Below are 23,922 nucleotides of genomic sequence, written 5' to 3'. Positions count from 1 at the left end.
CTATTTAACAGGAATCTTTATGTCAGTTGAACTATTAATGAACGTAACACCTTCTGAAACTCGTGTCGCTTATATTGAAGATGGTGTATTACAAGAAATTCATGTCGATCGTGAATCTCGGCGTGGTATTGTTGGGAATATCTACAAGGGTAAAGTGATCCGTATTTTACCTGGCATGCAAGCAGCGTTTGTTGATATTGGTCTTGAAAAAGCAGCTTTTTTACATGCCTCAGACATTATGCCTCATACGGAATGCGTATCGGATAGTGAGCAAGAGCAATTTCAAGTTAAAGATATTTCTGAGCTTGTTCGTCAAGGACAAGACTTGATGGTACAAGTTGTTAAAGATCCATTGGGAACTAAAGGGGCAAGATTAACTACCGATATTACATTGCCTTCTCGTTATTTAGTATTAATGCCCGGCCCAAACTCAGCCCACGTGGCGACGTCTCAACGTATTGAAAGTGAAGAAGAACGAGATAGGCTTAAAAAAATTGTTGAACAGTATGTCACCGATCAAGGTGGTTTTATTGTTCGTACGGCTGCTGAAGGTGCAAGTGCACATGAATTAGAACAAGATGCTAATTTTCTAAAACGACTTTGGTCAAAAATACAAGAGCGTATGGCTAGGCCAATCAGTAAAAATTTGGTTTACGGAGAATTACAACTTTCTCAGCGTGTATTACGTGATTTTGTTGGCGATCCCATTGAGCGCATTTTGGTTGATTCAAAATTAACGTATGATCTATTAGTTGAATTTACGCAAGAATTCATGCCTGAAGTTACCGATAAATTAATGCACTATCGAGGTAGTGCGCCAATATTCGATCTCTATGATACAGAAAACGAAATTCAACGAGCGCTGGATCGTAAAGTTAAATTAAAATCAGGTGGATATTTAATTATCGATCAGACCGAAGCCATGACGACAATTGATATTAATACAGGCGCATTTGTTGGGCATCGCAATCTTGAAGAGACAATTTTTAATACGAATATCGAAGCAACTATTGCTATTGCGCGTCAATTACGATTACGTAATTTAGGTGGTATTATTATTATCGATTTTATCGATATGCAAGAAGATGTCCATCGAGAACGCGTGCTTCAATCACTGCAAGATTTTTTAGCCAAAGATAGAGCAAGAACGACCGTAAATTCATTTTCCACTTTAGGTTTAGTGGAAATGACACGTAAACGTACTCGAGAAAGTTTGGGACATATTTTATGTGAAGAGTGTCCAGCCTGTAAGGGTCGCGGTATCGTCAAATCCGTAGAAACCGTATGCAATGAAATATTGCGTGAAATTGTTCGTGTTCATAAAGCACATCGTTCTGAATACTTATTGGTTTATGCGTCTGCAGCGGTTGCCAATGCTTTAAATAATGATGAATCACATGCGTTAGCAGAAGTGAAAGTGTTTGTTGGTAAACGTGTTGAAGTCAAAGTTGAACCGCTTTATATTCAAGAACAATATGATGTGGTATTAATGTAAAGTTCAAAAACCTTGAGATATTAGAAATTAACAATATATTGATAATAAGTAAGCTTTAAAAGCTATTAAGTTTGAAATATTAATTAAGGAATCTATGATTGTAACTGAAGTAAGTGAACGACTACTTGGTCCAAATAACCTAAATCATTCGGATATTATGCGTTTATTGGATATGTTAGGTTCAAGAAAAATTGATTATGGCGATTTGTACTTTTTATCGGGCTTTTATGAAAGTTGGGCAATCGAAGATGGTATTATCAAAAATGCTTCTTATCATCGTGATCAAGGTGTAGGGGTTAGAGCTATCATTGGCGAAAAAACAGGGTTTGCCTATACCGATCAACTTGCTTTAAATCGCTTAGAGCAGAGTGTTTTGGCGGCAAATTCCATTACAACTCTACAAACACCAATAAAAATTACTCCTCTTAAAACATTGGAAAATAGCTTAAGATATTCGTCTATTAATCCAATTAACGGCTTTAATCAAGACCAAAAGATAGCTTTATTAAGGCAAGTCGATCAGTTAGCGCGTGCACTTGATTCTCGAGTTACAGAAGTTTCGGCAAGTTTGACTGGCAGTTATGAAGATATCCTTATTGCGGCTACTGATGGTACTTATTGTGCAGATATCAGACCGTTAGTCAGATTATCCGTTTCTGTTCTTGTCGAGCAAGATGGTAAGCGTGAACGTGGTAGTAGTGGTGGCGGTGGTCGTTTTGGTTACGACTACTTTTTAACTATTCACCCTAAAACTGGGGAAAGTATTGCCGATAGTTACACACGTGAAGCCGTGCGCCAAGCATTAGTTTCATTATCTGCTAAACCAGCACCAGCAGGAACAATGCCAGTTGTTCTTGGCGCAGGTTGGCCGGGAGTCTTATTACATGAAGCGGTGGGGCATGGCTTAGAAGGTGATTTTAATCGTAAAAATAGCTCAGTATTTTCAGGAAAAGTAGGTGAAAAAGTCACCTCAGAACTTTGTACTATAGTGGATGACGGTACAATGGAAAATCGACGCGGATCACTGTCGATTGATGACGAAGGAACGCCAAGTCAAAAAACAGTGCTGATTGAAAATGGCATTTTAAAAGGCTATATGTTTGATAAACTCAATGCAAAATTGATGAACACTCAATCTACAGGTAATGGACGCCGTGAAAGCTATGATTGTCTTCCGATGCCTCGTATGACTAATACCTATATGTTGTCTGGCAATTCAACGTTTGATGAGATTATCAGTAGTGTCGATTATGGTTTATATGCACCAAATTTTGCTGGTGGTCAAGTCGATATAACCTCTGGTAAATTTGTTTTCTCCACATCAGAAGCATATTTAATCGAAAAAGGCAAAATAACGACGCCAGTAAAAGGGGCAACATTAATTGGTTCCGGTATTGAAACCATGCAACAAATATCAATGGTCGGTAATAATCTTGAATTAGATTCTGGTGTGGGTGCTTGTGGTAAAGCAGGGCAGAGTGTACCGGTAGGTGTTGGGCAACCAACATTGAAAGTGAATAATTTAACTGTAGGTGGTACTATTAATCACCAATAACTTAGATGAATAGGATTTTAAAATAGATGGAAACAATCATTACTCTTTATCAAGCTTTTATTAATATGGATGTTGCAACACTGTCAAACCCTAATGTCTTATGGACATTATATGGTATGTTATTTGTCATCATATTGTTAGAAAATGGCGTTTTACCGGCAGCTTTTTTACCGGGTGATAGTTTGCTTTTTTTAACTGGTGTGCTAATTAGTCTTGATGTTTTCCATTTTGGGTTAATCAATGTCATCTTAATTGCAGCAGCAGCCCTAGGAACTTGGTTAGGTTATATACAAGGGCTTTGGCTTGGTAATACCAAAATTGTAAAAGGTTGGATGGAGCACCTGCCTGAAAAATATCACCGTAAATCCGAAGTTTTATTCCATAAATATGGATTACAAGCGTTGTTTATCGGTCGCTTTATTGCTTTTGTACGAACATTATTACCGATGATGGCTGGATTATCCAATCTACATAGTAGAAAATTTCATATTTATAATTGGATTAGTGCAACATTATGGATTTTCTTAATTGTGACTTTAGGTTATCTATTCGGTTTGTCGCCGATTTTCAAAACCTATGAGAAGCAGATCATGTCACTTTTAATGTTAATCCCAGTATTGTTATTGCTTTTAGGTTTGATCTTCTCTATTTGGCTGGCTTTAAAACGTTGGTTAAACAAAAAGAAGCAAGTTAATGTTGCTGAAATCGAGAATAAAAAAGAAGAAAATTGAAATTAACCGATAAGCCGGGTTCTGTCGTGGACAATCATTCCTCTAGGCTAATACTCACGCATTAGCTCAAGCAGTCTACCCGGATTCAACGCGGGCCGCGCCAATGAATCCCTATTTGACCTTGCTCCGAGTGGAGTTTACCGTGCCACAACTGTTACCAGTTGCGCGGTGCGCTCTTACCGCACCCTTTCACCCTTACCTGATCTTAATAACTATAAGCCATCGGCGGTATACTCTCTGTTGCACTAGTCGTAAATTTTAGCTCACGCCAAAATTCCCCAGGCGTTACCTGGCACTCTGCCCTATGGAGCCCGGACTTTCCTCCCCTTTGTTTGTCTCCTCTTTAACAAGGACTACAACAAAGCAGCGATTGTCTGGTTAATTTCGCAGATTAGTATAGCGTAAAGTATCATTTTGTCTAGCACAGCATCCTAATTTTAGCATCACTAATAAGAATATCTGTTTAAAAGAAAGGTTTTTAAACTCATTTAAACTATTTTTTATCTCTAGTTTTACTAAATTAAAAATAATGATGCAACTTGCGAAGTCACAATAAAAGATTGAGTCATCATACTCTTCCTAAATTATTCACTAATTAAATTAAAAAACTATTTTTAAACAAAAATAAGAAGTCACTTAAAATTAAAATAGTTTAATAATTTAATTTTGTTGAAAATATCAGCTAATACATAAAATTTAGAAACAAATGAACTTAATCTTTATATATCTCATTAAAATATTTCTTAAGTTTCCTGATTATTTTTATTTATTTTTTCTATCATTTCTTCAATCATTTCTTGGTTTAAACCGGATGATTCAAAATTCAATTTCTTTTCATAAACAACACGCTTAATTGGCTGATTTGTCTTTGCATCAATATAACGACTAGGCCAAATTTCTGCCGGATCTAAATCAAGGGCTTTAGCAATGATAAATTCCCCTTTTGTCCATGGTCGAACAAGCGCATTACCAAGAGTTGACGAACTAAAACCCGATTGGCGGGATAATTCAGATAGTGTTGTCCCTTTCTTTTTTAGTGCAGCTATAATATCAGCGTGATGCCAATCGCTGAATTTTATTTCCATTTTTTGTTCCCTCTTAGTTTATAACTTATTTTATCTATGCTATGCTCTAAAATTACTGAAACGAGTAATTTCATTATTCAAGTTAATTTGTAATAATAACTCGTTTCTTATTTAGTATAACAAGATTTCTTTAATTTCTGTATTTTTTTCTGGTTATTTAAAATTAGGATGGTTAAAATGAAAGAATGGTTCTCATCTAAAGAGCTGTCAAGCATTGCAGGGATGCCTACAACAATACAAGGTATTAATCGAAAAGCAAGAGCTGAAAAATGGACTGCGCGTAAACGTTCAGGTGTTCGAGGTAAAGCTGTCGAATATCATATTGGAAGTTTACCGTCAGATGTCAAAAAAGCATTATACATTGAGGAAGAGAGTGCAAGTTATGTTATTTCACCTATTGAACCTCTTCAACTTTGGATGACTGCTTTTGAACAATTGACACCCGATGAGCAATCGATTGTCTCTTCATGGCTCATGCGAAATGGTATAAAAGATTTCATCAGTTTCATCAATAAACAAAATAAAGAAGATTAGTGTTATTGCTTTAGCTGATATATACTTTAGCGCTTATAAAATTTAGTTATTACGGAAAAGTAAATGGAAAAACAATTTCAATTAACAACAAATGACGAAATTATTGCTTATTTAGTTAAGCAATTTCCAGAATCTTTTGCGTTTGGGAGTAATGTCAAACCTTTAAAAAAGGGCATTGTTCACGACATTATTTCCCGATTAAATGAATCCCCTAAATTAAGCCTAGCGAAACTCAATGATGCATTAGACCTCTACATGAATAGTCAGCATTATTTAGAAAGTATAAAAATTGGGGTTTATCGGATCGATTTAGACGGTAATCCCCATGAAATCATAACTCAGGAACAGATGGATCTTGCTAAACAAAAACAAATAGAAAGTAAAGAAAAAACGATAGAATCCTTTAAAGAACAACCCAAAGTAAAAAATAACGCAATTCATTCACAACCCAACAGTTTAATTAATACGGCAGAACAGATGGAAAAACAGTTTCAATTGACAAATAGTAAAGAAATTATTGTATATTTAGCCCAACAATTTCCTAATTGTTTTACTATTGAGGGCGAAGCAAAACCCCTGAAAATAGGCATATTTCAAGACATACTCTCACGTCTTGATGGAAACCAAGAATTAAGCAAAACGAAACTACGTGTTGCATTACGTGTTTATACCAATAATTGGCGTTACTTATATAGTATAAAAGTTGGCTCGCATCGTGTTGATTTAGATGGTAATCTCGATGAAGTCATTACCCAAGAACAGATGGATTATGCACAACAACAGCTTAAAGAGAGCAAAAGTAAAGCTAAAGAGCACTTTAAAAAACAAAACAAATCGAAACCTAAAAGAGCTTATACTCCACCTAAAAAAAATAGAGTTTTAAAAATTGGTGATTTTGTTAAGGTTACAATGGGCAATAAACCATTAAAAGTGCAGATCATTGATATTGAAAAAGAACATATCAAAGTGAAAGTTGGTTCAGGTATGCAACTAACAGTTAAACCAGAGCATATAATTAATCAATAGAGAATGGCAATGAGTAATTTATTTAAAGGTATAAGAAAATCGTTACTTGTTCTTTGTGTTATTAGTCCAAGTATCGTTTGCCAAGCAGTTCAGACTAATTCGTCAGTTACAGAACAATTACCTACGCTAAAACAAGATCAAATTCATCAAATTGTGGCAAATAGGGTTACTAACTATTTTACTCAAGCTCATTACCGCAATTTTGATTTAGATGGCGCATTTTCAGCCAAAATTTTTGACCGCTATTTTAAACTATTAGATGGCAATAAATCTTTTTTTATTCAGCGTGATATTGATAGTTTTAGAGATAAACAAGCGTCGATAGGTCAAGAGCTGTTAGATGGCAATTTGAAAATGGCTTATGACATTTATAATCTTTCTATTCAAAAAAGATATAACCGATTTCAATATGCTTTAAAAGTTTTACAACGCCCTATGGATTTTTCAACTAATGAAAATATTGATTTTAAAAGAGAAGATATTTCATGGGCAAGCACTGAAGAAGAGCTTGATGATTATTGGGATAAACGAGTTAAATATGATGAGTTAAGTCTTTCATTATCCGGTAAAAATGAGAAAGAAATACGGGAAGTTTTAACTAAACGTTACAATCGTGTGCTAAAAACATTGTTACAATCCAAAACAGAAGATGCGTTCCAAGTGTTTATGAATGCATTTGCACGCGAAATTGATCCTCATACCAGCTATTTGGCGCCACGAAAGAAACGAGACTTCGATGCTGAGATGAATTTATCAATGGAAGGTATTGGAGCCACTTTAAGTCAAAAAGATGATTACACCGAGATTATGTCTTTTGTAACGGGTGGACCGGCTGAAAAAAGTAAACAACTAACCATTGGTGATAAAATTATTGGTGTCGGACAAGGTAATTCAGCTATTGAAGATGTTATTGGTTGGCGTCTCGATGATGTTGTTGAAAAAATTCGGGGGCGAAAAGGAACTGTTGTCAGACTTGAAATTTTACCGGCAGGCAATAGTAGCAAACCTAAGATTGTTGAACTAACACGTGATAAAATTCATTTTGAAGACAGGGAAGCTAAACTAAAAATTATCGACAATCAACGAGGGAAGGTTGGTGTTATCGAAATTCCGAGTTTTTATATAGGATTAACTCAAAAAGTCAATTCACTATTAACGCAAGCTAATCAAGATAATCTGCAAGGGCTTGTTATCGACTTACGCGATAATGGCGGTGGTTCTCTGGCAGAAGTTATCGCCTTAACAGGGCTATTTATTGATACAGGGCCTGTGGTGCAAGTGCGTGACAATCTACAAAAAATCAATGTTTATGATGATAAAAATGAAAGTATCAAATATTCAGGTCCAATCGTGGTGATGATAAATCGCTACAGTGCCTCTGCCTCTGAAATTTTTTCTGCCGCAATGCAAGATTATGGTCGAGCGTTGATTGTTGGAGAAACGACATATGGTAAAGGTACGGTGCAAACCTCTCGAAATATTGCTTATCCGGTAGATGCAAGATTACATCCGGACTGGCCTGAATTAGGTGGTGTGCAATATACTGTTCAAAAATTTTATCGAATCAATGGTGGGAGTACGCAACTTAAAGGGGTTGATCCTGACATTGATATGATCAATGAAAAATATGTTGACGAAACCGGTGAAAGATATTTAGATAATGCTTTGCCATGGGATAAAATACCTTCAGCGCAATATTCAAAAGTTGCAAATATCGCACCTTTATTTTCAGAACTTAAAGCCAACCATTTAGCTCGAATTGCCAAAAATCCTGAGTTTATCTACATTCAAGATGATATTAAACGGTTTAATGATAAAAAGGATAGTCGTTATATTGTTTCTTTAAATAAACAATATCGTGAAGAAGAACAGAAGAGCGATGATGACCGAGATTTGAAACGCATGAATGAGCGTTTGAGTCGTGCTGGTTTGGCTCCAATTGCAAAATTAGAAGACTTACCAAAAGATTATAAACGACCCGATGCTTATTTAGACGAAGCTGTTGAAATATTGCTTGATTTTGCGCCTAAATATTCCAAAATTGCGAAAGAACAAGTAAACAGTAATGTCATTCCATTAAACATTTCGGTTGATCAATAGAATAATTAAAATTGGAGATAAAAATATGTGTTCAAATTTAAAATATGCATTATTTAGTACAGTCGCCATACTCAGTTTAATTGCTGCATTTGGTGTGATTGTTTGTATGAATTAAAAATACTTGAAAAATTGTTTTGTGACGATTATAGTATGCGCCTGCTTTTGAAAAGCAGGCTTTATAATTTAGGTGAGGTGTCCGAGTGGTTGAAGGAGCACGCCTGGAAAGTGTGTATACGGCAACGTATCAAGGGTTCGAATCCCTTCCTCACCGCCATCTCTTCCCGATTTTTGCTGGACTTACCGTTTAAAACAGCGTTATCCAACATTTTAGTTTTTAGAATATTGATTATAAAGTATCAATTTTTATTATCTATACGTTACTAAATTGTGCTTTTGATTCTTCTCTTGCTTGAGAATAGCAAATATCCGAAACGAACTGATCATAAATCTCAGCGTCAACTGCGTGATTATCAAGTTTCAGTTTAATTAATTCTAGAAGTTGCCAATCATTCTCATTGCTAAAGTTTTTTATAAGTTCGCTTGCCCGTTTATCGATCCACTCATCTCTTGCATCTTGTTTTTCAATTCTATCAAGCATTTTGCAAAAATCAGCTTCATAGGCGTTTTCAACTAATTGGTGTAATTGATGCATCATGTACCTCGTTGCTGTTTATCTATTCCAACTAAAAAAGCAATAATCCAAACAAGATTAAAATAAAAATACCAAATAAAGAAAATTTGATTTCGCTATTCGTTAATTGATAATCAGGATGAAAACGATCTTTTATTTTCATCTTAACAAAATCTCTATTCGTCATATTAACCTCTAAAAAAGCCCCGATTTCGGGGCAAAAAGGTGTAGAATATTACTGTCTTTCCAGTTGTCAGATATTCAATAAATTGGTTTACACAAACTTGTATTGAATATCTCATCAAAACCGCAGTATGTTCGTAAGCCTCTGCTAGCTACTTGAATCTTGTTACCCCATTAGTAACTCGTGGTATTGCTAACTTTATGGTAAGTTGATTAGTTTTGATAACTATGATGATAATATAAGTTATCAAAAAAGTCAATAACAAAAGTAATAAAAAATGAGGTTGCGATAAAAAATTAAAATGTTAGGACATAATGGTAGGAACATAAACCGCCGAAGCGGTAAATGTTATGTGTCGATCAATCCAATATCGATGATTGCCACCAGACTCTTCCTAGAATGGTGATATCATCCAAAGAAACAGTTTCATCATCATAATCTGAATTGTAACTTCGGATTTTGACTTGATTACCAGGCAATCTTTCCAATATTTTTATTCTTAATAACCCGTCATGATTAATTGCGTATATTTTTCCATCTCGAATATTGGTGTCTGCTTGATTGATACCGACAGTTGACCCATCTCTAAAAACAGGCTCCATACTATCTCCATAAACCGTTAAACATACGGCACAGTCTTTATCAATTCCGTATTTTCGCATTGTTGACCGTGATAATCGCAGTTTGTATCCGTTATAATCTTCAATATCATCAGCAAATCCGTTACCTGCAGAAAGCCTAACATCTTTGTAAAATGGCACTTCAACTTCATCCTCATCAAGTGGTGTTTTACTATCCCATTCATCGATAGCACCTAACATTGTCGCATTGGCACTATTTTTAGTTAATTTCGCTTTGCCAATGCCTTTTGTCAGCCACAATAAATCAACATTTAACGCGTTGGCTATTTCAACAATTTTTCTTGATGTATTGGATTTTCCTGACAGTAATTTTTGAATGGCGGGCTGACTAATTTTAACTTTTTCAGCTAATTGATGTTGAGACATACCAGATTGTTTCAATGCTGAATTTAATCTTTCTGTAAATGTCGTCATTTTTTTATCCCATTGTAATGAAGTACTTTATTGTATAACTCAAGTTATCATCATTCAAATAACATTGGTTATTGATTTTTGTGATAACTATTGTTATTATTGATAATAATAGTTATTTGAAAGGAATATTTCAAGAATATCTTTGTCATGATCAGTGCTAATAGAGATATAAAAAATAACTTTAATACTGAAAGAGAGATAAAACATGAATAAAAACATGTTGATAATTAATTCTTTTACTAGTTATTAATTTAATGTTAATAAAATGAAACTACTTGAGGTGAATAATGCTAGCAAAACAAATCAATTTTGAACAATATCAAAACCCGACACAATGGCTTAATAAAGTGAGTTTAAATGCTGATTATGATATCACTCAAGTATTAACCCGTTGGGGTAATTGGGCTCGAAAAGAAGCCTATCAACAACGCAAAGTATTTAGTCTATATCAATCCCAAAAAAAGGAATATAAACAGATCTGTTTAGATAAAGACGGGTTAATAATAGATGGCATTATTTCGACGATGAAAAACAGTAAAATTACGAAAATAAAAGAAGAAGCAAAAGTCTTAATTAAATTTTATTATGGAGACGAAATGATCGTGGATGATCATGTTTATATCGAACCAAGCAAAACACAAATATCGTCGACATTAATTATCAAACCTAAAAATTTACGTGAAATAGCGCAGGATTTAGCCTGTAGTGAAGGCAATATCCGAAAAATAAAAAGTAGTGGTGAAAGTTATATTATTGGTGCATTATCGATGCAAACGATGTTAACCGGCACTGAACTCGAGTTATTGCAACATTTAGTGTTTTAAAAAAAGTGGGGCAGTTAATCTTGACAACGTACGCCAATAAGTATATAATTATCTCAGAATCAAGAATTGTTACTAAAGCCCGCTAAGCGGGCTTTTTTATTGCCTTTAATTCGCAATATGTTATTTAACATTCTGTTTATTCATATAAAATAATTAAATCAAAATAAATTAAATAAACTTTTTTAATATAAGTCTCTTTTATTCAACCGCTTCATTGCGGTTTTTTTATGTCTACGATTTAACTATCAGTTATCACAATTTAACGGGTTCGCAGAGCAATCTCAGAAAATAATTTATACATAAGTGCTGCGTAACCCTTTCTTATTTTTAACTGCCTCAGCAGGAGGCTCACGATGAAGATGAAACCTATGCCAATCAAAGAGCCTGACCATATCAATTGGTATGTTGTCGTTTATTTGTTTTTTGTCACATTACTGGGGTCATTAGCCAGTTATTGCTATCACATTATTAATGGGAATAAGTTTAATCTGATGATTTTAATTGCTCAGATATTTATTTCTACTTTTGCCGGCGCGCTGGTGGTGTTGGCAGCCAGTTATTTTAACTGGCAGTTTGAGCTGGCTGGCGGTGTTGCCGGTTTAGCGGGGTGGTCGGGCGCAACCTTAATTAAAGCGCTTGAAGAACAATTAATAAAAAAAACACGTGGACATGATGATTAAAAGGAAAACTAATGAAACTGACTGAACATTTTAAACTGGATGAGTTTACCTATTCATTGACGGCCAGTCGATTAAAAATTGACAATTCCATACCGGCAGCACTGATGCCCAATATCCAATTAACAGCAATAAAACTTGAACTGGTCAGAAAAGCCCTTGAACACCCCATCATCATTACTTCCGGTTACCGTTGTCCGGCATTAAATGCGCGGGTAGGCGGGGTGGCAAGTAGTGCACACACTCAAGGTTTGGCGGTTGACTTCCGTTCGCCATTTGGCACACCGAAACAAATCTGTCAACGATTGATAGATGCAGGAGTCGTGTTTGATAAGCTTATTCAGGAGCATAATCAATGGGTTCATATCGGATTCAGTCCCACTCATAATCGCCAAATAGTGCTGACCGCTGTCAAAAATGGTGGTAAAACCGTGTATTTAAACGGATTAGCATGATGAATAAATTAACATTGTTGATTAAGTTATTACCGTATGGTGGCATTGTAATAACCGGTTTAGCGCTTTATTTTGCGTATCACTGTTGGCAAGGTGAACAACTGGCAATAGCTAAAACGGTGGCGTTAGAAGCACAATTTAACGCATATAAACAAGGTAATAATGCCATTAAATTAATTGAGTCAAATATTCTTGAGACAATAAAAGATGAACAGGTTAAAACAGATAGTTTACGTGATGATGTGGATAATGGTCTTGTCGAGTTGCGCATCAAAGTCGCCACCCTCGAACGAAATAGTGCCGCCACCAGCGATATTGCTGACAAAGCCTTACGACTTGCAAAATCTTCTCAACAAGATTATTACCGTCTCACCCACGCAATCAGCTATAACCAAGCCCTAATCGAAGGATGGCAACAATACTACTGTCAGGTCATTGCACCTCATAATAACACCCTGTTTATGTGTAATAAATAAGTTACGCATCACCCTTTATTTAATATTAAATAATATGAGCCGTTATGATGATTATATCCTAGTCATTAACGCAGTTTTATAACGTTTTATCAAACTAGCTTTATACAATCAAAATTGTTTTTTCTATTGGGTTAAAAAATTTTTAACCTACTTAATCCATGTTTATGTGATTTAACGATGGATAATGTGAACAATAAATTCAACAAGATTTATCAATTTATTACAAATAGTAAATCAACAACAGCATGGTTTTACATTATCACCTTATCGCTAAACCTTATCTTTTTTTATGGAGTCATTATGCCAATCACGACTGTTTCTAAGCTTGAAATGACTGAAGTTAGACGTTTGATAGCGGAAATTCTGTCTATACCCGAAACAATTATATTTGAGGAGGATAACATACCCGATGTCTCTCGTTTAGATAAATTCATCACTGTTATTAATATGTCTCAAACCGAGATAGGCAAAGAAATTTTATATCACGGTAAAGATGAAGAAGAAGTGATATCGACACTAAAAGAAGCAACCATTACCGTCAAAGCCTACGGTAAAGATGCCTATGATCAGCTATGCAAAATAACAGAGTCAATGCAGTTCACGCCTGTTTGGCAACAGTTAAAGAAATTAAGAATGGGGTATCTTCGATGCTCCGATATTGAAAACGTATCTACAACTTCTGCAGACAAAACCGTTCAACATGCACAAGTAGATCTTATTTTTTCCATCAATCCAATCGTTAAAACCAGCGTTAAACGCGGTGATAGCGTTAATTTTACATTCGAGGTTACTAAATGAGTTTACCATTAAGTCAAGTCGTAGATGCAACTCTACAACAATCGCCAAGAGGGGCACAAAAACGTGACCTAAGCGTTGTGGCTATTTTTACAAAAGATATGTGTGAAGAATTCAGCAACAAAGATACGCGTTATGTTGTTGTTTCAGATGCAACAACAGTTGCAAATTTATTTGGCACTGATTCTGATGCATATCAAGCTGCTTGCGCACTATTCTCTGCTCAACCTAAACCGAAAACGGCATTGATTGCTAAATATATGCAAGAGGGGGTTACCACTAAAGCGGTGAGTTCAAAAATTAACGGCTCTGCATTAGCTGTTAATTATATTCAATTTAAAAATATTAAAGATGGTTATTTTTCTTTTTATTTAGGTGATGTCAAACATCAAATTTCCGATTTGAATTTCAGTGATGTATCGAGCATGAATGATGTTGCAACGGTAATCAACAATAAATTAAAAGATTTGGGTGTTTCAATCATTTATGATGCGGTTGGTAATCGATTTATTTTAGTTGCCGGAAAAGAAGGTAAAGGCGACAACTTTGGTTATGTATTTGATGCTCAATTGGATGGCACCTATATTGGTAATTTCACACACTTAGTTGATGGCAAAGCTTCATTAATCAAAGGTGAGGATGCAACAACTTATCGAAAAGAGTCACCAGCAGAAGCTTTAACAGCTTTGCAAAATCAGTATCAAAATTGGTATGGTGTGTATTTTGCAAATACTATTACAGATAGTGAATTAGTGGAAGCGCATGATTGGGTTGTTGCTCAAGGGGTTGAAAATGCCAAAGTATTAGCCTATACCGAAACTCGAGAAAAAAATATTGAATACAGTGATGATAATGTTCTTAAAACATTGTCAAAACGAAACAGCGGGCGCTTGATGGTTCAATATAACAACAAAGGTAATAGCCATGCAGCTGCTGAACTTATGGGCATTGCGTTAACCACCGTATGGACAGGTATTAATACAGCTAAAACAGTCAAATTTAAACAAGAAGCTAGTGTTACATCAGACGACAAAATCACTGTCAATGAAGCGATGAAATGTCGTCGTTTAGGTATCAATTTTTATACAGATTATGCTGGTGTTAATATGCTTGCAGAAGGCGTTATGGTTGGTGGGACATTCATTGATGAAACCACAGGACTGGATGCATTCATCAATGCAATTCAAGTACAAGCATTTAATGCGTTACAAGGTGAACCTACTAAAATTCCACAAACCGATAAAGGACAACAACGTTTAATCAGCAAGTTAAAAATTATTGGTGAGCAATTTGTCAATAACGGTTTTCTTGGCATGGGTAAATGGTCGCTTGGCGATATTGGTGAGCTGAAATTTGGCGATACGGTGAATGGATACTATTTCTATTCTGATTCTTTTGATACGCAAGACACGGCTGATCGTGAAGCGCGTAAAATGATGCCAATTAACTGCGCATTAAAACTTGCTGGTGCAGGTCACAGCGTTGATATTATTGTTCAATTTAATCGATAAGGATACACGATGTCTAATAAATCTTTTTCTTTAGAAGATGCTGTCTTAACAATAGATGGCTATGAAATAACTGGTTATGAAAATGCTCAAGATTCCATTAGTATTGCACCCATAGGGGATGATGGTGATATCACTTATGGTATCAATGGTGAAGGGGTGTTTGTTAACACTTGCAATAAAGGTGCTACTGTCACGATTAAAACATTACAGCACACTGAAACTAACGAAGTATTAAATCAATTACGACAAGCCCAAATTAATAATCCTACAAAAGCTAAAGGTAAATTAATTACCTATAAAGATTTGCGTAATGGTGATGAATTTTTATTGACTGGATGTTGGTTTACCACGCCACCAACTATTGCACGTGGTACAGCTCACAATGGTTTAACATGGACACTTAAAGCAACGAAAGCTGAATTTAACATCAAAGGAGGTCAATAATGGAAAACAAAGATTATACGATAGATAATGTTGTTTATACCTTTAAACAAGCAGATTTTTACAAAGCCAATAAATATCTCAAAAAACTCACAGCCCTCTTAAAGGGCTGTTTTTCTGTCGGTGATACTACATCAGGATTTGATATTGGACAGTTAGCTTCTAATATTGGTACTGAGCAATTTGAAGAAATTGAGCGATTTATTCTCGATTATGTCACTGCCACAGATGAAGCTGGAAAAAAGATACTATTCCAAAATCCAAGAGAAGCCAGTGAATTTTTTAATGCGCATAGAAGTCATTATTACCAAATCATCATTGAAGGATTGAAGTTCCATTTTTTGGCTTTTTTACCAAGTGGCCTATTATCCAATCTAAATACGCTCAGCTTGGAGGAGATAGCCAAGAAAGCGATATAGATTGGTTTATGTGGAGTGTTATTGTCAACAATTATGCAACACTCCACGAATTAAAAACTGTATATTCACTTGATGATGTTATCGATATGCACCATGTGATAGCAGAAGTTAGATTGGCTGAAAAGCCAAAGGAGAATTAAAGTGCATCTAGAGCAATATTTGATAAAAATTGGTGTTGATATCTCGCAGGTAAACAATCTAACTAAAGTCACGACTTTTTTAGAAATCAGTGCAATGAAGTTATCTAACATTGGCAAAGTTATAAATACTACACTTAATAATGCGATTAACGATGCGAGTCAATCTAATGAAAAAGCGGCTGAATCATCTGAAAAAGCTAAATCTAAATTTGAGATTTTAAAACAAGCTTTAACAAGTATTACGGCTGCAGCCAAAAACTATGGGGAAAAATTGATTAGCGCTTTTAATAGCGCTATTGATAAAGCACAAGAACTTGCTGGCAAAAAAAATCTCTTATTTTCGATTTCAAAAAGTGAACTGGCACAAGTAAAAAAATATAAGATCGAACTTGAGAAGTCCGGTCTTGCGATTGATAGCATAAAAACGAAAATTGCTTTAGGATTATTACCAAGGGTAACTGATCTTGTAATAAGCTTTAATAAATGGCTCAAAGCTAACAAGGAATTGATTGCCAAAGGTATCAACGTTGTAATTAGTGTTGTTTCGAATTTTATTCAAGTGATAAAACATGCTTTTGAATTTATCGATATGATAATTTCTAAGACCATTGGTTGGGAAAACGCCATAATAGCCTTGAGTGTTGCTTGGGCAGTCTTAAATCGTGCTATGCTGTTTAGTCCGATTGGGCTAGTCATCGGTTTGATAGCTGGATTATTGTTGATCATTGATGATTTTATGGTTTTCTTAAAAGGTGGTAAGAGTCTATTTGCTCCATTTTGGCAAGCCTGTATCGACAACATCAAAAATGCAATAACTTGGTGGCAAAATTTAGATAAAAACTGGAAAAGTATTATTTTTGCCGTATTGGGCTATTTGCTTTTATTAGGTGGAAAAATAGCGTGGGTATCAGCTAAGGCTAAATTAATTACCTCAATCTCCAATGCTATTCTAAGTATTGGTAATGCTCTCAAAACGCTTGGAAATTTAGTTAAAATTATTAAAACAATTGGCAGTGCAATAAAAACACTGACGTCTATCATGATAGCTAATCCTATTCTGGCTATTATTACCGCTATCGCTTTGGCTGCTTATCTTATTTACGATAATTGGGATTTTCTTGTTTCCTTTTTTTCTGATTTTTGGAATAAAGTTACTAATTTTTTTAAAAATGGTATAAAAGATATACTCATGTACTTTGGTATGAGTGAAGAAAATGCCGAGAAAACGGTCAATGCAATAGGCGCTACCTTTGACGCAATTTTAGACTTAATTACGGCACCATTTAAAGCTGCTTGGGAATTGGTTAAAAGCTTATTTACAATTTGGACGGATGATAGCACTTCAACAACTGAGAAAATTGGTCAAACCTTTGAAGCAATAACTGATTTTATTACAGCGCCATTTAAAGCTGCTTGGGAATTTATAAAAGGATTATTTGAGATTTGGGGTGTTGATGTCACTTCATTTATCGATAATTTAGGAAAAACGTTTTCAGGTATTCTTGACTGTATTACGCAACCTTTTAAAGATGGTTTGAAATGGATTGAAGACAAGTTTTTTGCTGTCATCGATAAGATGAAAAGTAAAATAAAAGGTGTACTTTCTTTTTTTGGTTTTGGTAGTGATAAAGATGAACAAGCTCAAGAAGAAAATCTTAAAGCCACGAATTATTCCGCAACCCAGAATCTTGCACTCGTGAGTACAGATGTAGCAAAAGCTGGAGGTTTATCTGCATTAAATAAAAACGTCAATAATAACAGTGAAATAATAATTCATAATACAATGAATGTAACTACACCTCAGAATGGTCTCGATCAAGTTTGCAATATTGTCGACAATGCTGCGAGACGAATCAATGATAATACAGTTACAGCGATGGGGTCTAACTGATGTTTCAATCTATTTTAAACAAATCATCAAAAAATAGTGGGTTAATTGTTACTGACAATTTTGTATTCAGTTTAGATATTAATACTGTCGAACAGCATACATCAAAATTAAAAGTCACGGAAAATCCCATTGAAAATGGTGCTAATATTGCCGATCATGCAGTTTTAGAACCAAAAGAGATTTCAATAAATGGTCTTATTGTAGGATATGAAAAAAATACTTTATCGATTGACCATTTTTTGGGAATAGATTTATCCAATTACCCTTTGCCGATGCCAATCAAAACTTTTGCAGCACAAGCGGAAAACATGGTAAATCGTTTTGCATCACATTTTCAAACAAGCGCTGAAAAATTGAATCAAGTCGTGGCCGATTTTTTACCTGAATATCAGTCTCCTATTGTAAATAGCTTATTTTCAGATCGTATCGCAGACGCTTACGAAAAATTGCTGGCAATTCAACGGAGTGGTGAACCTGTTATCCTGCAAACTAATGCTAAGCAATATAATAATATGGTTCTAAGTTCTGTGGGTTTGACTCAACAAAAAAATACTTATGGTGAGTTTGCCTTAACGTTTCGAGAGATTTTTATCGTCGAAACGCAAATTGCCAGTGGTCTAAATCAAACGGTTAAAAAACAGAATCTTGGTAAAACACAACCACAAAAAACCGAAGAACTAAAATCTATTCTTTATAAGATTTTTAGTTGGTTTATTAAGTAATGTAGATAACTTCAAAGCTAAAAAAGTGATTAGTTGTTGGTAAATAAAGAAAATTTGAGAGATTAAGTATGTATATAATTCAGACAACTTATGATGATGTGCTAGAGCAAACCTTTACATTATACGATATGAATTTACGATTAACATTAAGGTTCAATACGGTATTAGTCGGCTACCAATTTGATTTGTTTGATATTAACAATAATCAATATATTACAACCAATAAAGGACTGTCTGTAGGCAGTCCAGCGCTTATTGAATTTGACCTTCCTTTTGTTTTCGTCCTTTATGACAAATCAGGATTAGGAATAAATGCAATAACGAAAAATGACTTACATAATCGAATGCAATTATTAATTATGACAAAGGATGAATATCGTGAGACAATTCGGGCGAGTTTTAGAACTGAAAATAGGCAATCGTAAAGAAAGTATTGTATTGAACAATCTTAGAGTCACTTTCTCGGTAAATAAAACACTTACTTCCGATCCTAACACTGCTGAAATTTCAATATACAACCTCAACGATTCAAATCGAAATTTAATCAGCACAAAACAATATGATTATGTAGAATTATATGTGAGTTATCAGGATGATGTTTTACGGATGATTTTTTGTGGTGATATTTTAACGGTGGAAAATCAACTTTCTGAACTGGATATTATCACGACCCTAAGGTGTGCTGATGGTCATAAAGCTTTTACAGAAAAAGTTATTATCAAAACATTAGAAAAAGGACAAACTGACAATGATTTTTTTAATGAAGCGTTAAAAAGTTTTGGTTTAAAAAAAGGCAATGTTAATCTTCCTAATAATAAAGCACTTCCTCGCGGAAAAGTTTTCATGTGTGATACTCGCGAACTTATGCACCAAATAGCAAATAATAATGATGCTGATTGGTCTATTCAAGATGACGAACTGATTGTTATCCCCAAAAGTAAGGCTATTTCAAATCATGAAGGATTTGTTATTTCAAGAACGACGGGCATGATAGGAACGCCTAAAAAGACAGATAAAGGGTTAGAAATAACAACATTATGTAATCCGCATTATAAGATAGGTGCATTAATTCGAGTTGAATCTAAACTCACAGAACTCAATGGAGATTATAAAATTAATGCGTTACAACATAGTGGGGATCTATATGGGAATAACTGGCAAAGCAAATTACAGTGTATTTTTGGTAACTTCGAAAAAATTTGATTTGTTATCAATTTAGATATAGGATGAGCATCCCAATATAATTTATAAAAGGATGGAAAAATGAAAAAATTACTTGTACTTTTAATATCTATAACTTTATTAACTGCTTGTGGCGATAAAAAGATTGATGCTTCAACACCTGAAAAATATCAAGAATCATTAGCTGAAGTTGTAAAAGACCTTAACTTCAGTGAAGCGCAATCTTTTACAGCAGCTTTGAGTAAAATTAATATGCAGGCGGCTACCGAAGCAAATTACGATAATAAGAAAATGGAAGAAATCATGAAGCAAAAACTTGATGGTAAAACTGTTTCAGAAGTGATTAAACTTGCTGAGCAAATTAATTAACCCTATTAATGCAATCAAATGAATATTCTTGATTAATATCTAAAAAAGATTGCAATTTTTGGAATCAGGTCAGTTTTATGGTTATTGTACCATTGTTTAGATGTCTTAAGTAAAGCTTCATTAAAACAAAGTTAAACGCTTAATCGAATCAAACATTTTACTGTAATATTAAAGTTAGCAGATATACACTAACGTTCCCGAAGCTAAAGATTGCAATCTCAACGTAATTTTTTTATTTCCATTCGTTTCAAATATTTTCTAATCTATCAAATCAAAATTAAATTTCTGATATCTTTTTATAAAACAATAAGTTATTTTAATTAAAATAATCATTATATAAGTCAATACAAGACAATTACTCTGTAACCAACAATAAATTAACCACCTGCTAAAGGTGGTTTTTTATTGGCTTAAATTCGTAGGTAAATTATGGTTGATACGCTATACCAAGCAATTGAAAATCAAATTAAACGTGCCCAATCAAATATTTATACGGCATTGCCTGCAAAGGTGATCAGTTTTGATGGTCATACAGTGCAATGTAAACCGATGATTAATAGAGTATTAGCAAATGGTGAAGAGATATCGATTCCGCCATTGGTTGATGTTCCTGCACAATTTCCTCACGCCGGCGGTTTTTGTATGACGGTGCCTATCAAAGCAGGTGATGAAGGTCTGGTGGTCTTTTCCAGTCGTTGCATTGATGGCTGGTTTGCATCGGGCGAAGCATCAAAACCGCTTGATAATCGCATGAATGACTTAAGCGATGGTTTTTTTATCGTAGGTTGTAACAGTGTGCCTAACAAAATTCCTAATTTTTATCATGATGGCGTATCGATGCAAACAGATGACGGGCAAACTCATATTCGACTAACGGAGGGAACAATCTATATCAAAGGCAATATTGTACATGAAGGAAATAATCAACAGTTTGGAAACTATGACCAAATTGGTAGTTTCAATCAATCTAATGGCAATACAATTAGTTCCGGCATAATCACTGCACAAGATGTCATAACAAACAAAGGAATTAGTTTGAATACTCATAGACATACAGGAGTGAAAAGCGGCGATGACACGACAGGAGAGCCAACATGAAAGTAAGAGAGCTAGACAATAATCATGATTGGACATTTGGGCAAGGTTTGGCTAATTATTTACATCAGTCAGATGCAATAGCCCAGTGTGTAAAAACTAAATTATTATCCTTGAAAAAAGATTGGTTTTTGGCTCGTAATGACGGCATTGCATGGTTTGATTATCTTGATAAAAACCCAAATACTAAACAGTTGGAAATTGATATAAAAAAACAAATTTTCAACATTGAAGGTGTGATTAGTATTGATGAGTTCGATATTTTATTGGATAGCGAGACGCGTGAGTTTCTCATTCAAATTACCTACACAGACAAATTCAACAATTCTAATGAGGCTTCATTCAATGTTACAGATAACAGATAAAGGAATTGTTATTGATGATTTTGACACAATTAAAAATCGTTTAATAACAAGTTTTAAATCGATTTATGGTGAAAATGTCAATTTAGATAGTGATACGCCAGATGGGCAATTGCTCGGTTTATTTTCTCAGGAATTATCGAACATACATCAAGCAGTATCATTTATTATTCAGATGTTAGACCCTTATCAAGCAACGGGGCAGTGGTTGGAACAACGGGCAATGTATGCAGGATTAACCAGAATAACCGCATCATATTCATACATCGATGAAGTCATTTTTAATGGAACGCCAAACACATTAATCCCTCAAAACGCTATTTATATTGATAAAAATAAGAATAAATGGGTAACAACCGAGCAAATAAAATTAAATGATTTAGGTAGTGCTCGTTCAAAATTTAGGTCGCTAGAGTTAGGTCATTATACCGTTAACGCAATGGATGAATTTACACCGAATACGATTATCATCGGTGTAGATAAAATTACTGCCAACACCCAAAGTTATGGTGGAGTTGATGAAGAAACTGATGCTCAACTATTAAAACGCTTTATGTTATCTCATTCAATCAATAATTATGATGATCGCCAAGGCATACAGTCTGCATTAATGAATATAACCGGTGTGACTAAATGCGTAGTATATGAAAACTATACGAATAAAACAGATGAAAAGGGTGTGCCTGCTCATTCATTTAATGCCGTGATCCTTGGTGGCGATGATGAACAAATAGCAGAGGTGATCACTAAAAAGAAAATTGGCGGTTGTGGACTATTTGGAAAAATTGAGACGATGTATTTATTAGATGAAATACCTCGAAAAGTTCACTTTGATAGACCAAAAAAAGTCGATATCAATGTCTCAATGACAATTGGTCGTTACAAATCTTTTAATGATATCAATTCAGAACAGATTAAAGCTAATTTAAAAAGTCTTGATTTTGAAATTGGTGAAAATGTGTATGCATCTCGCATTATTTCAAGCATTAACTTAGTTGACGGATTTTATATTAAAGAACTCGCTGTAAACAGTGCCAACATTGTCAATATCGATTATCGAGAGTATGCACAGATAACGCATGTTGAGGTGCTAATAGATGAATAGAGAAAAATTCCTCATTTGGCAATATCGTACAAAACCCAAGGCATTAGGCACTATCAAAGCTATCAATAAAGAGACTGGTAACACGTTTAACAATGTCATTCAAATTGCGGATGTTCTCAGCATCAACGACGCGACAGGTTATGCACTTGATTTGATTGGTCGTCATGTTGGCGTCTTGCGTGTATTACCTTCTGCTATCACCAAAGAATATTTTGGATGGTTAGAAGATAACACAGCATTATCATTTGATATTGGTGAATTTTATCGACATGGCGACGCTTTAACGGCATCTGTTGTATTAAATGATAGCGATTATCGTTTCTTTATTAAGGCAAAAATTACTAAAAATTATCAAAGTGGTGAAATATCAAACATTGTAAAATCAATTAAATTCGTGATTGGCAGAAATGGAAATATTATTGATTCCCAAAATATGACAATGAACGTATTAGTTAACAGTGATCAACTCAATTCACTTACTTTGTATGCAATTAGTAAAATGGATATTTTAGCCCGACCTGTTGGTGTTATGTATCAATATATTGTTCTAATTAATAATGAACCGTTTGGATTTTCGCATGACAATGCATCATTCGGTTTTAATTTAGGCAAATTTGTTCGACTTCAAGAAATAGGAACTATTCAATGATTATACAAAAAAAACCAGATTATTTAATCTTTGCAGATTCAGCAAAAAAAGGGGAAGTTACGGATTTTCCTGATGTAAGTCGAGGCTGGGGAATCACCATCGATCAAACTGCTTCGAAACCACCAATGGAATGGATGAATGGCGCATTTAATCGAATTGATAAAAATATACTATATCTGTTACAACAAGGTGTGCCAGAATGGAGTGAGTTAGTTACTTATCCAGAAAATGCTATTATAAAATATAATGGTGCTTTATACATAGCCATAGTTAAAAATGACAATGCACAACCGTCGAGCGACACCTCTAAGTGGCAAAGATTACAGGCAGATTATTTTAATGCTTTACCCGCACAAAAAATAATGAATGGTAGTGATCCTATTTATGAGGTAGGTGAACATGTTGATTTTAAA

At 34.6% G+C, this 23,922-nt stretch carries 27 protein-coding genes, 1 tRNA gene, 1 other RNA gene and 1 pseudogene; 26 read left to right on the top strand and 4 right to left on the bottom strand.

Annotated features, from left to right (window positions below):
- Positions 1-19: 19 nt before the first annotated feature.
- The 3 genes from rng (at position 20) to A9G10_RS06480 (ending at position 3,781) form a co-directional block, all read left to right on the top strand.
- A complete protein-coding gene (gene rng, locus A9G10_RS06490) occupies positions 20-1,495 on the top strand; it encodes a ribonuclease G (protein ID WP_065558739.1) in 1,476 nt (491 codons plus the stop codon).
- Positions 1,496-1,589: 94 nt separating this feature from the next.
- Positions 1,590-3,050, top strand: a complete 1,461-nt coding sequence (gene tldD / locus A9G10_RS06485) for a metalloprotease TldD (RefSeq protein ID WP_065558738.1) — start codon at positions 1,590-1,592, stop codon at positions 3,048-3,050.
- A 26-nt stretch (positions 3,051-3,076) separates the two neighbouring features.
- A complete protein-coding gene (locus A9G10_RS06480) occupies positions 3,077-3,781 on the top strand; it encodes a DedA family protein (protein ID WP_065558737.1) in 705 nt (234 codons plus the stop codon).
- On the opposite strand, the gene rnpB is transcribed toward A9G10_RS06480, so the two are convergent.
- Together rnpB and A9G10_RS06470 are read right to left on the bottom strand one after the other, a co-directional pair.
- Positions 3,776-4,167, bottom strand: an RNA gene (gene rnpB, locus A9G10_RS06475) — RNase P RNA component class A. The genes A9G10_RS06480 and rnpB overlap by 6 nt on opposite strands.
- A gap of 357 nt (positions 4,168-4,524) precedes the next feature.
- A complete protein-coding gene (locus A9G10_RS06470) occupies positions 4,525-4,866 on the bottom strand; it encodes a helix-turn-helix domain-containing protein (protein WP_065558736.1) in 342 nt (113 codons plus the stop codon).
- A 177-nt stretch (positions 4,867-5,043) separates the two neighbouring features.
- Here A9G10_RS06470 and A9G10_RS06465 point away from each other — a divergent pair, with 177 nt between their 5' ends.
- From A9G10_RS06465 to A9G10_RS06450, 5 genes are all read left to right on the top strand, one after another.
- The gene (locus A9G10_RS06465; RefSeq protein ID WP_065558735.1) at positions 5,044-5,400 is read left to right on the top strand and encodes a DNA-binding protein; all 357 of its coding nucleotides are present in this window, start codon (positions 5,044-5,046) and stop codon (positions 5,398-5,400) included.
- Positions 5,401-5,463: 63 nt separating this feature from the next.
- Positions 5,464-6,426, top strand: a complete 963-nt coding sequence (gene proQ, locus A9G10_RS12495) for an RNA chaperone ProQ (RefSeq protein ID WP_081299107.1) — start codon at positions 5,464-5,466, stop codon at positions 6,424-6,426.
- Between the two features lie 9 nt (positions 6,427-6,435).
- Positions 6,436-8,526, top strand: coding sequence for a carboxy terminal-processing peptidase (prc, locus tag A9G10_RS06455; RefSeq protein ID WP_081299154.1), 2,091 nt, complete (start codon positions 6,436-6,438; stop codon positions 8,524-8,526).
- A 25-nt stretch (positions 8,527-8,551) separates the two neighbouring features.
- The gene (gene cydH / locus A9G10_RS13005) at positions 8,552-8,641 is read left to right on the top strand and encodes a cytochrome bd-I oxidase subunit CydH (RefSeq protein WP_143425968.1); all 90 of its coding nucleotides are present in this window, start codon (positions 8,552-8,554) and stop codon (positions 8,639-8,641) included.
- Positions 8,642-8,712: 71 nt separating this feature from the next.
- Positions 8,713-8,800: transfer RNA gene (locus A9G10_RS06450), tRNA-Ser, on the top strand.
- Positions 8,801-8,896: 96 nt separating this feature from the next.
- Here the strand turns inward: A9G10_RS06450 and A9G10_RS06445 are convergent.
- Positions 8,897-9,181: a hypothetical protein gene (locus A9G10_RS06445; protein ID WP_143425967.1), complete on the bottom strand. Its 285-nt coding sequence runs from the start codon at positions 9,179-9,181 to the stop codon at positions 8,897-8,899.
- A gap of 519 nt (positions 9,182-9,700) precedes the next feature.
- Complete coding sequence (locus tag A9G10_RS06440) at positions 9,701-10,396, bottom strand: XRE family transcriptional regulator (RefSeq protein ID WP_065558733.1); 696 nt, start codon at positions 10,394-10,396, stop codon at positions 9,701-9,703.
- Positions 10,397-10,683: 287 nt separating this feature from the next.
- Here A9G10_RS06440 and A9G10_RS06435 point away from each other — a divergent pair, with 287 nt between their 5' ends.
- The 18 genes and pseudogenes from A9G10_RS06435 to A9G10_RS06350 form a co-directional block, all read left to right on the top strand.
- Positions 10,684-11,220: an antiterminator Q family protein gene (locus A9G10_RS06435; protein ID WP_065558732.1), complete on the top strand. Its 537-nt coding sequence runs from the start codon at positions 10,684-10,686 to the stop codon at positions 11,218-11,220.
- A 353-nt stretch (positions 11,221-11,573) separates the two neighbouring features.
- A complete protein-coding gene (locus A9G10_RS06430; RefSeq protein WP_218837354.1) occupies positions 11,574-11,900 on the top strand; it encodes a phage holin family protein in 327 nt (108 codons plus the stop codon).
- Positions 11,901-11,911: 11 nt separating this feature from the next.
- Positions 11,912-12,352, top strand: coding sequence for a D-Ala-D-Ala carboxypeptidase family metallohydrolase (locus A9G10_RS06425; protein WP_065558731.1), 441 nt, complete (start codon positions 11,912-11,914; stop codon positions 12,350-12,352).
- The gene (locus A9G10_RS06420) at positions 12,349-12,828 is read left to right on the top strand and encodes a lysis system i-spanin subunit Rz (protein WP_081299104.1); all 480 of its coding nucleotides are present in this window, start codon (positions 12,349-12,351) and stop codon (positions 12,826-12,828) included. The genes A9G10_RS06425 and A9G10_RS06420 overlap by 4 nt, the downstream gene beginning before the upstream one ends.
- Before the next feature lie 300 nt (positions 12,829-13,128).
- Positions 13,129-13,626: a phage neck terminator protein gene (locus A9G10_RS06415; protein ID WP_065558729.1), complete on the top strand. Its 498-nt coding sequence runs from the start codon at positions 13,129-13,131 to the stop codon at positions 13,624-13,626.
- Complete coding sequence (locus A9G10_RS06410; RefSeq protein WP_065558728.1) at positions 13,623-15,134, top strand: DUF3383 domain-containing protein; 1,512 nt, start codon at positions 13,623-13,625, stop codon at positions 15,132-15,134. The genes A9G10_RS06415 and A9G10_RS06410 overlap by 4 nt, the downstream gene beginning before the upstream one ends.
- 9 nt (positions 15,135-15,143) lie before the next feature.
- The gene (locus tag A9G10_RS06405; RefSeq protein ID WP_065558727.1) at positions 15,144-15,578 is read left to right on the top strand and encodes a phage protein; all 435 of its coding nucleotides are present in this window, start codon (positions 15,144-15,146) and stop codon (positions 15,576-15,578) included.
- Positions 15,578-15,994 (top strand): phage tail assembly chaperone, encoded by a 417-nt coding sequence (locus tag A9G10_RS06400; RefSeq protein WP_065558726.1) that lies wholly within the window; start codon positions 15,578-15,580, stop codon positions 15,992-15,994. Before A9G10_RS06405 ends, A9G10_RS06400 begins: the two co-directional genes overlap by 1 nt.
- 141 nt (positions 15,995-16,135) lie before the next feature.
- Positions 16,136-18,025 (top strand): hypothetical protein, encoded by a 1,890-nt coding sequence (locus tag A9G10_RS06395; RefSeq protein WP_065558725.1) that lies wholly within the window; start codon positions 16,136-16,138, stop codon positions 18,023-18,025.
- The gene (locus A9G10_RS06390; RefSeq protein ID WP_065558724.1) at positions 18,025-18,747 is read left to right on the top strand and encodes a phage baseplate protein; all 723 of its coding nucleotides are present in this window, start codon (positions 18,025-18,027) and stop codon (positions 18,745-18,747) included. Before A9G10_RS06395 ends, A9G10_RS06390 begins: the two co-directional genes overlap by 1 nt.
- A 68-nt stretch (positions 18,748-18,815) precedes the next feature.
- Complete coding sequence (locus A9G10_RS06385; RefSeq protein WP_065558723.1) at positions 18,816-19,172, top strand: phage baseplate plug family protein; 357 nt, start codon at positions 18,816-18,818, stop codon at positions 19,170-19,172.
- On the top strand, positions 19,117-19,950 hold the full coding sequence (locus tag A9G10_RS06380) for a phage protein (protein ID WP_442903218.1): 834 nt from the start codon (positions 19,117-19,119) through the stop codon (positions 19,948-19,950). The genes A9G10_RS06385 and A9G10_RS06380 overlap by 56 nt, the downstream gene beginning before the upstream one ends.
- A gap of 60 nt (positions 19,951-20,010) precedes the next feature.
- The gene (locus A9G10_RS06375; RefSeq protein WP_065558721.1) at positions 20,011-20,298 is read left to right on the top strand and encodes a DUF6694 family lipoprotein; all 288 of its coding nucleotides are present in this window, start codon (positions 20,011-20,013) and stop codon (positions 20,296-20,298) included.
- A 429-nt stretch (positions 20,299-20,727) separates the two neighbouring features.
- The gene (locus tag A9G10_RS06370; RefSeq protein ID WP_065558720.1) at positions 20,728-21,396 is read left to right on the top strand and encodes a Gp138 family membrane-puncturing spike protein; all 669 of its coding nucleotides are present in this window, start codon (positions 20,728-20,730) and stop codon (positions 21,394-21,396) included.
- The gene (locus A9G10_RS06365) at positions 21,393-21,758 is read left to right on the top strand and encodes a hypothetical protein (RefSeq protein ID WP_065558719.1); all 366 of its coding nucleotides are present in this window, start codon (positions 21,393-21,395) and stop codon (positions 21,756-21,758) included. Before A9G10_RS06370 ends, A9G10_RS06365 begins: the two co-directional genes overlap by 4 nt.
- Positions 21,739-22,860, top strand: a complete 1,122-nt coding sequence (locus A9G10_RS06360) for a baseplate J/gp47 family protein (RefSeq protein WP_065558718.1) — start codon at positions 21,739-21,741, stop codon at positions 22,858-22,860. Before A9G10_RS06365 ends, A9G10_RS06360 begins: the two co-directional genes overlap by 20 nt.
- A complete protein-coding gene (locus tag A9G10_RS06355) occupies positions 22,853-23,509 on the top strand; it encodes a DUF2612 domain-containing protein (RefSeq protein ID WP_065557661.1) in 657 nt (218 codons plus the stop codon). Before A9G10_RS06360 ends, A9G10_RS06355 begins: the two co-directional genes overlap by 8 nt.
- Positions 23,506-23,922 (top strand): annotated as a pseudogene (locus A9G10_RS06350) (hypothetical protein); the annotation flags it as partial. The gene A9G10_RS06355 and the pseudogene A9G10_RS06350, both read left to right, overlap by 4 nt.

This window comes from Gilliamella sp. wkB308 (genome assembly GCF_001690185.1).
GTDB lineage: Bacteria > Pseudomonadota > Gammaproteobacteria > Enterobacterales > Orbaceae > Gilliamella > Gilliamella apicola_I.
The sequence above is the reverse complement of the archived record's forward strand: the minus strand, read 5'-3'. Positions and strand labels throughout refer to the sequence as shown.

Coding starts and splice junctions, on each gene's coding strand:
- rng (WP_065558739.1), top strand. CDS start 20: ATGTCAGTTGAACTATTAATGAACGTAACACCTTCTGAAACTCGTGTC.
- tldD (WP_065558738.1), top strand. CDS start 1,590: ATGATTGTAACTGAAGTAAGTGAACGACTACTTGGTCCAAATAACCTA.
- A9G10_RS06480 (WP_065558737.1), top strand. CDS start 3,077: ATGGAAACAATCATTACTCTTTATCAAGCTTTTATTAATATGGATGTT.
- A9G10_RS06470 (WP_065558736.1), bottom strand. CDS start 4,866: ATGGAAATAAAATTCAGCGATTGGCATCACGCTGATATTATAGCTGCA.
- A9G10_RS06465 (WP_065558735.1), top strand. CDS start 5,044: ATGAAAGAATGGTTCTCATCTAAAGAGCTGTCAAGCATTGCAGGGATG.
- proQ (WP_081299107.1), top strand. CDS start 5,464: ATGGAAAAACAATTTCAATTAACAACAAATGACGAAATTATTGCTTAT.
- prc (WP_081299154.1), top strand. CDS start 6,436: ATGAGTAATTTATTTAAAGGTATAAGAAAATCGTTACTTGTTCTTTGT.
- cydH (WP_143425968.1), top strand. CDS start 8,552: ATGTGTTCAAATTTAAAATATGCATTATTTAGTACAGTCGCCATACTC.
- A9G10_RS06445 (WP_143425967.1), bottom strand. CDS start 9,181: ATGATGCATCAATTACACCAATTAGTTGAAAACGCCTATGAAGCTGAT.
- A9G10_RS06440 (WP_065558733.1), bottom strand. CDS start 10,396: ATGACGACATTTACAGAAAGATTAAATTCAGCATTGAAACAATCTGGT.
- A9G10_RS06435 (WP_065558732.1), top strand. CDS start 10,684: ATGCTAGCAAAACAAATCAATTTTGAACAATATCAAAACCCGACACAA.
- A9G10_RS06430 (WP_218837354.1), top strand. CDS start 11,574: ATGAAGATGAAACCTATGCCAATCAAAGAGCCTGACCATATCAATTGG.
- A9G10_RS06425 (WP_065558731.1), top strand. CDS start 11,912: ATGAAACTGACTGAACATTTTAAACTGGATGAGTTTACCTATTCATTG.
- A9G10_RS06420 (WP_081299104.1), top strand. CDS start 12,349: ATGATGAATAAATTAACATTGTTGATTAAGTTATTACCGTATGGTGGC.
- A9G10_RS06415 (WP_065558729.1), top strand. CDS start 13,129: ATGCCAATCACGACTGTTTCTAAGCTTGAAATGACTGAAGTTAGACGT.
- A9G10_RS06410 (WP_065558728.1), top strand. CDS start 13,623: ATGAGTTTACCATTAAGTCAAGTCGTAGATGCAACTCTACAACAATCG.
- A9G10_RS06405 (WP_065558727.1), top strand. CDS start 15,144: ATGTCTAATAAATCTTTTTCTTTAGAAGATGCTGTCTTAACAATAGAT.
- A9G10_RS06400 (WP_065558726.1), top strand. CDS start 15,578: ATGGAAAACAAAGATTATACGATAGATAATGTTGTTTATACCTTTAAA.
- A9G10_RS06390 (WP_065558724.1), top strand. CDS start 18,025: ATGTTTCAATCTATTTTAAACAAATCATCAAAAAATAGTGGGTTAATT.
- A9G10_RS06385 (WP_065558723.1), top strand. CDS start 18,816: ATGTATATAATTCAGACAACTTATGATGATGTGCTAGAGCAAACCTTT.
- A9G10_RS06380 (WP_442903218.1), top strand. CDS start 19,117: ATGAATATCGTGAGACAATTCGGGCGAGTTTTAGAACTGAAAATAGGC.
- A9G10_RS06375 (WP_065558721.1), top strand. CDS start 20,011: ATGAAAAAATTACTTGTACTTTTAATATCTATAACTTTATTAACTGCT.
- A9G10_RS06370 (WP_065558720.1), top strand. CDS start 20,728: ATGGTTGATACGCTATACCAAGCAATTGAAAATCAAATTAAACGTGCC.
- A9G10_RS06365 (WP_065558719.1), top strand. CDS start 21,393: ATGAAAGTAAGAGAGCTAGACAATAATCATGATTGGACATTTGGGCAA.
- A9G10_RS06360 (WP_065558718.1), top strand. CDS start 21,739: ATGTTACAGATAACAGATAAAGGAATTGTTATTGATGATTTTGACACA.
- A9G10_RS06355 (WP_065557661.1), top strand. CDS start 22,853: ATGAATAGAGAAAAATTCCTCATTTGGCAATATCGTACAAAACCCAAG.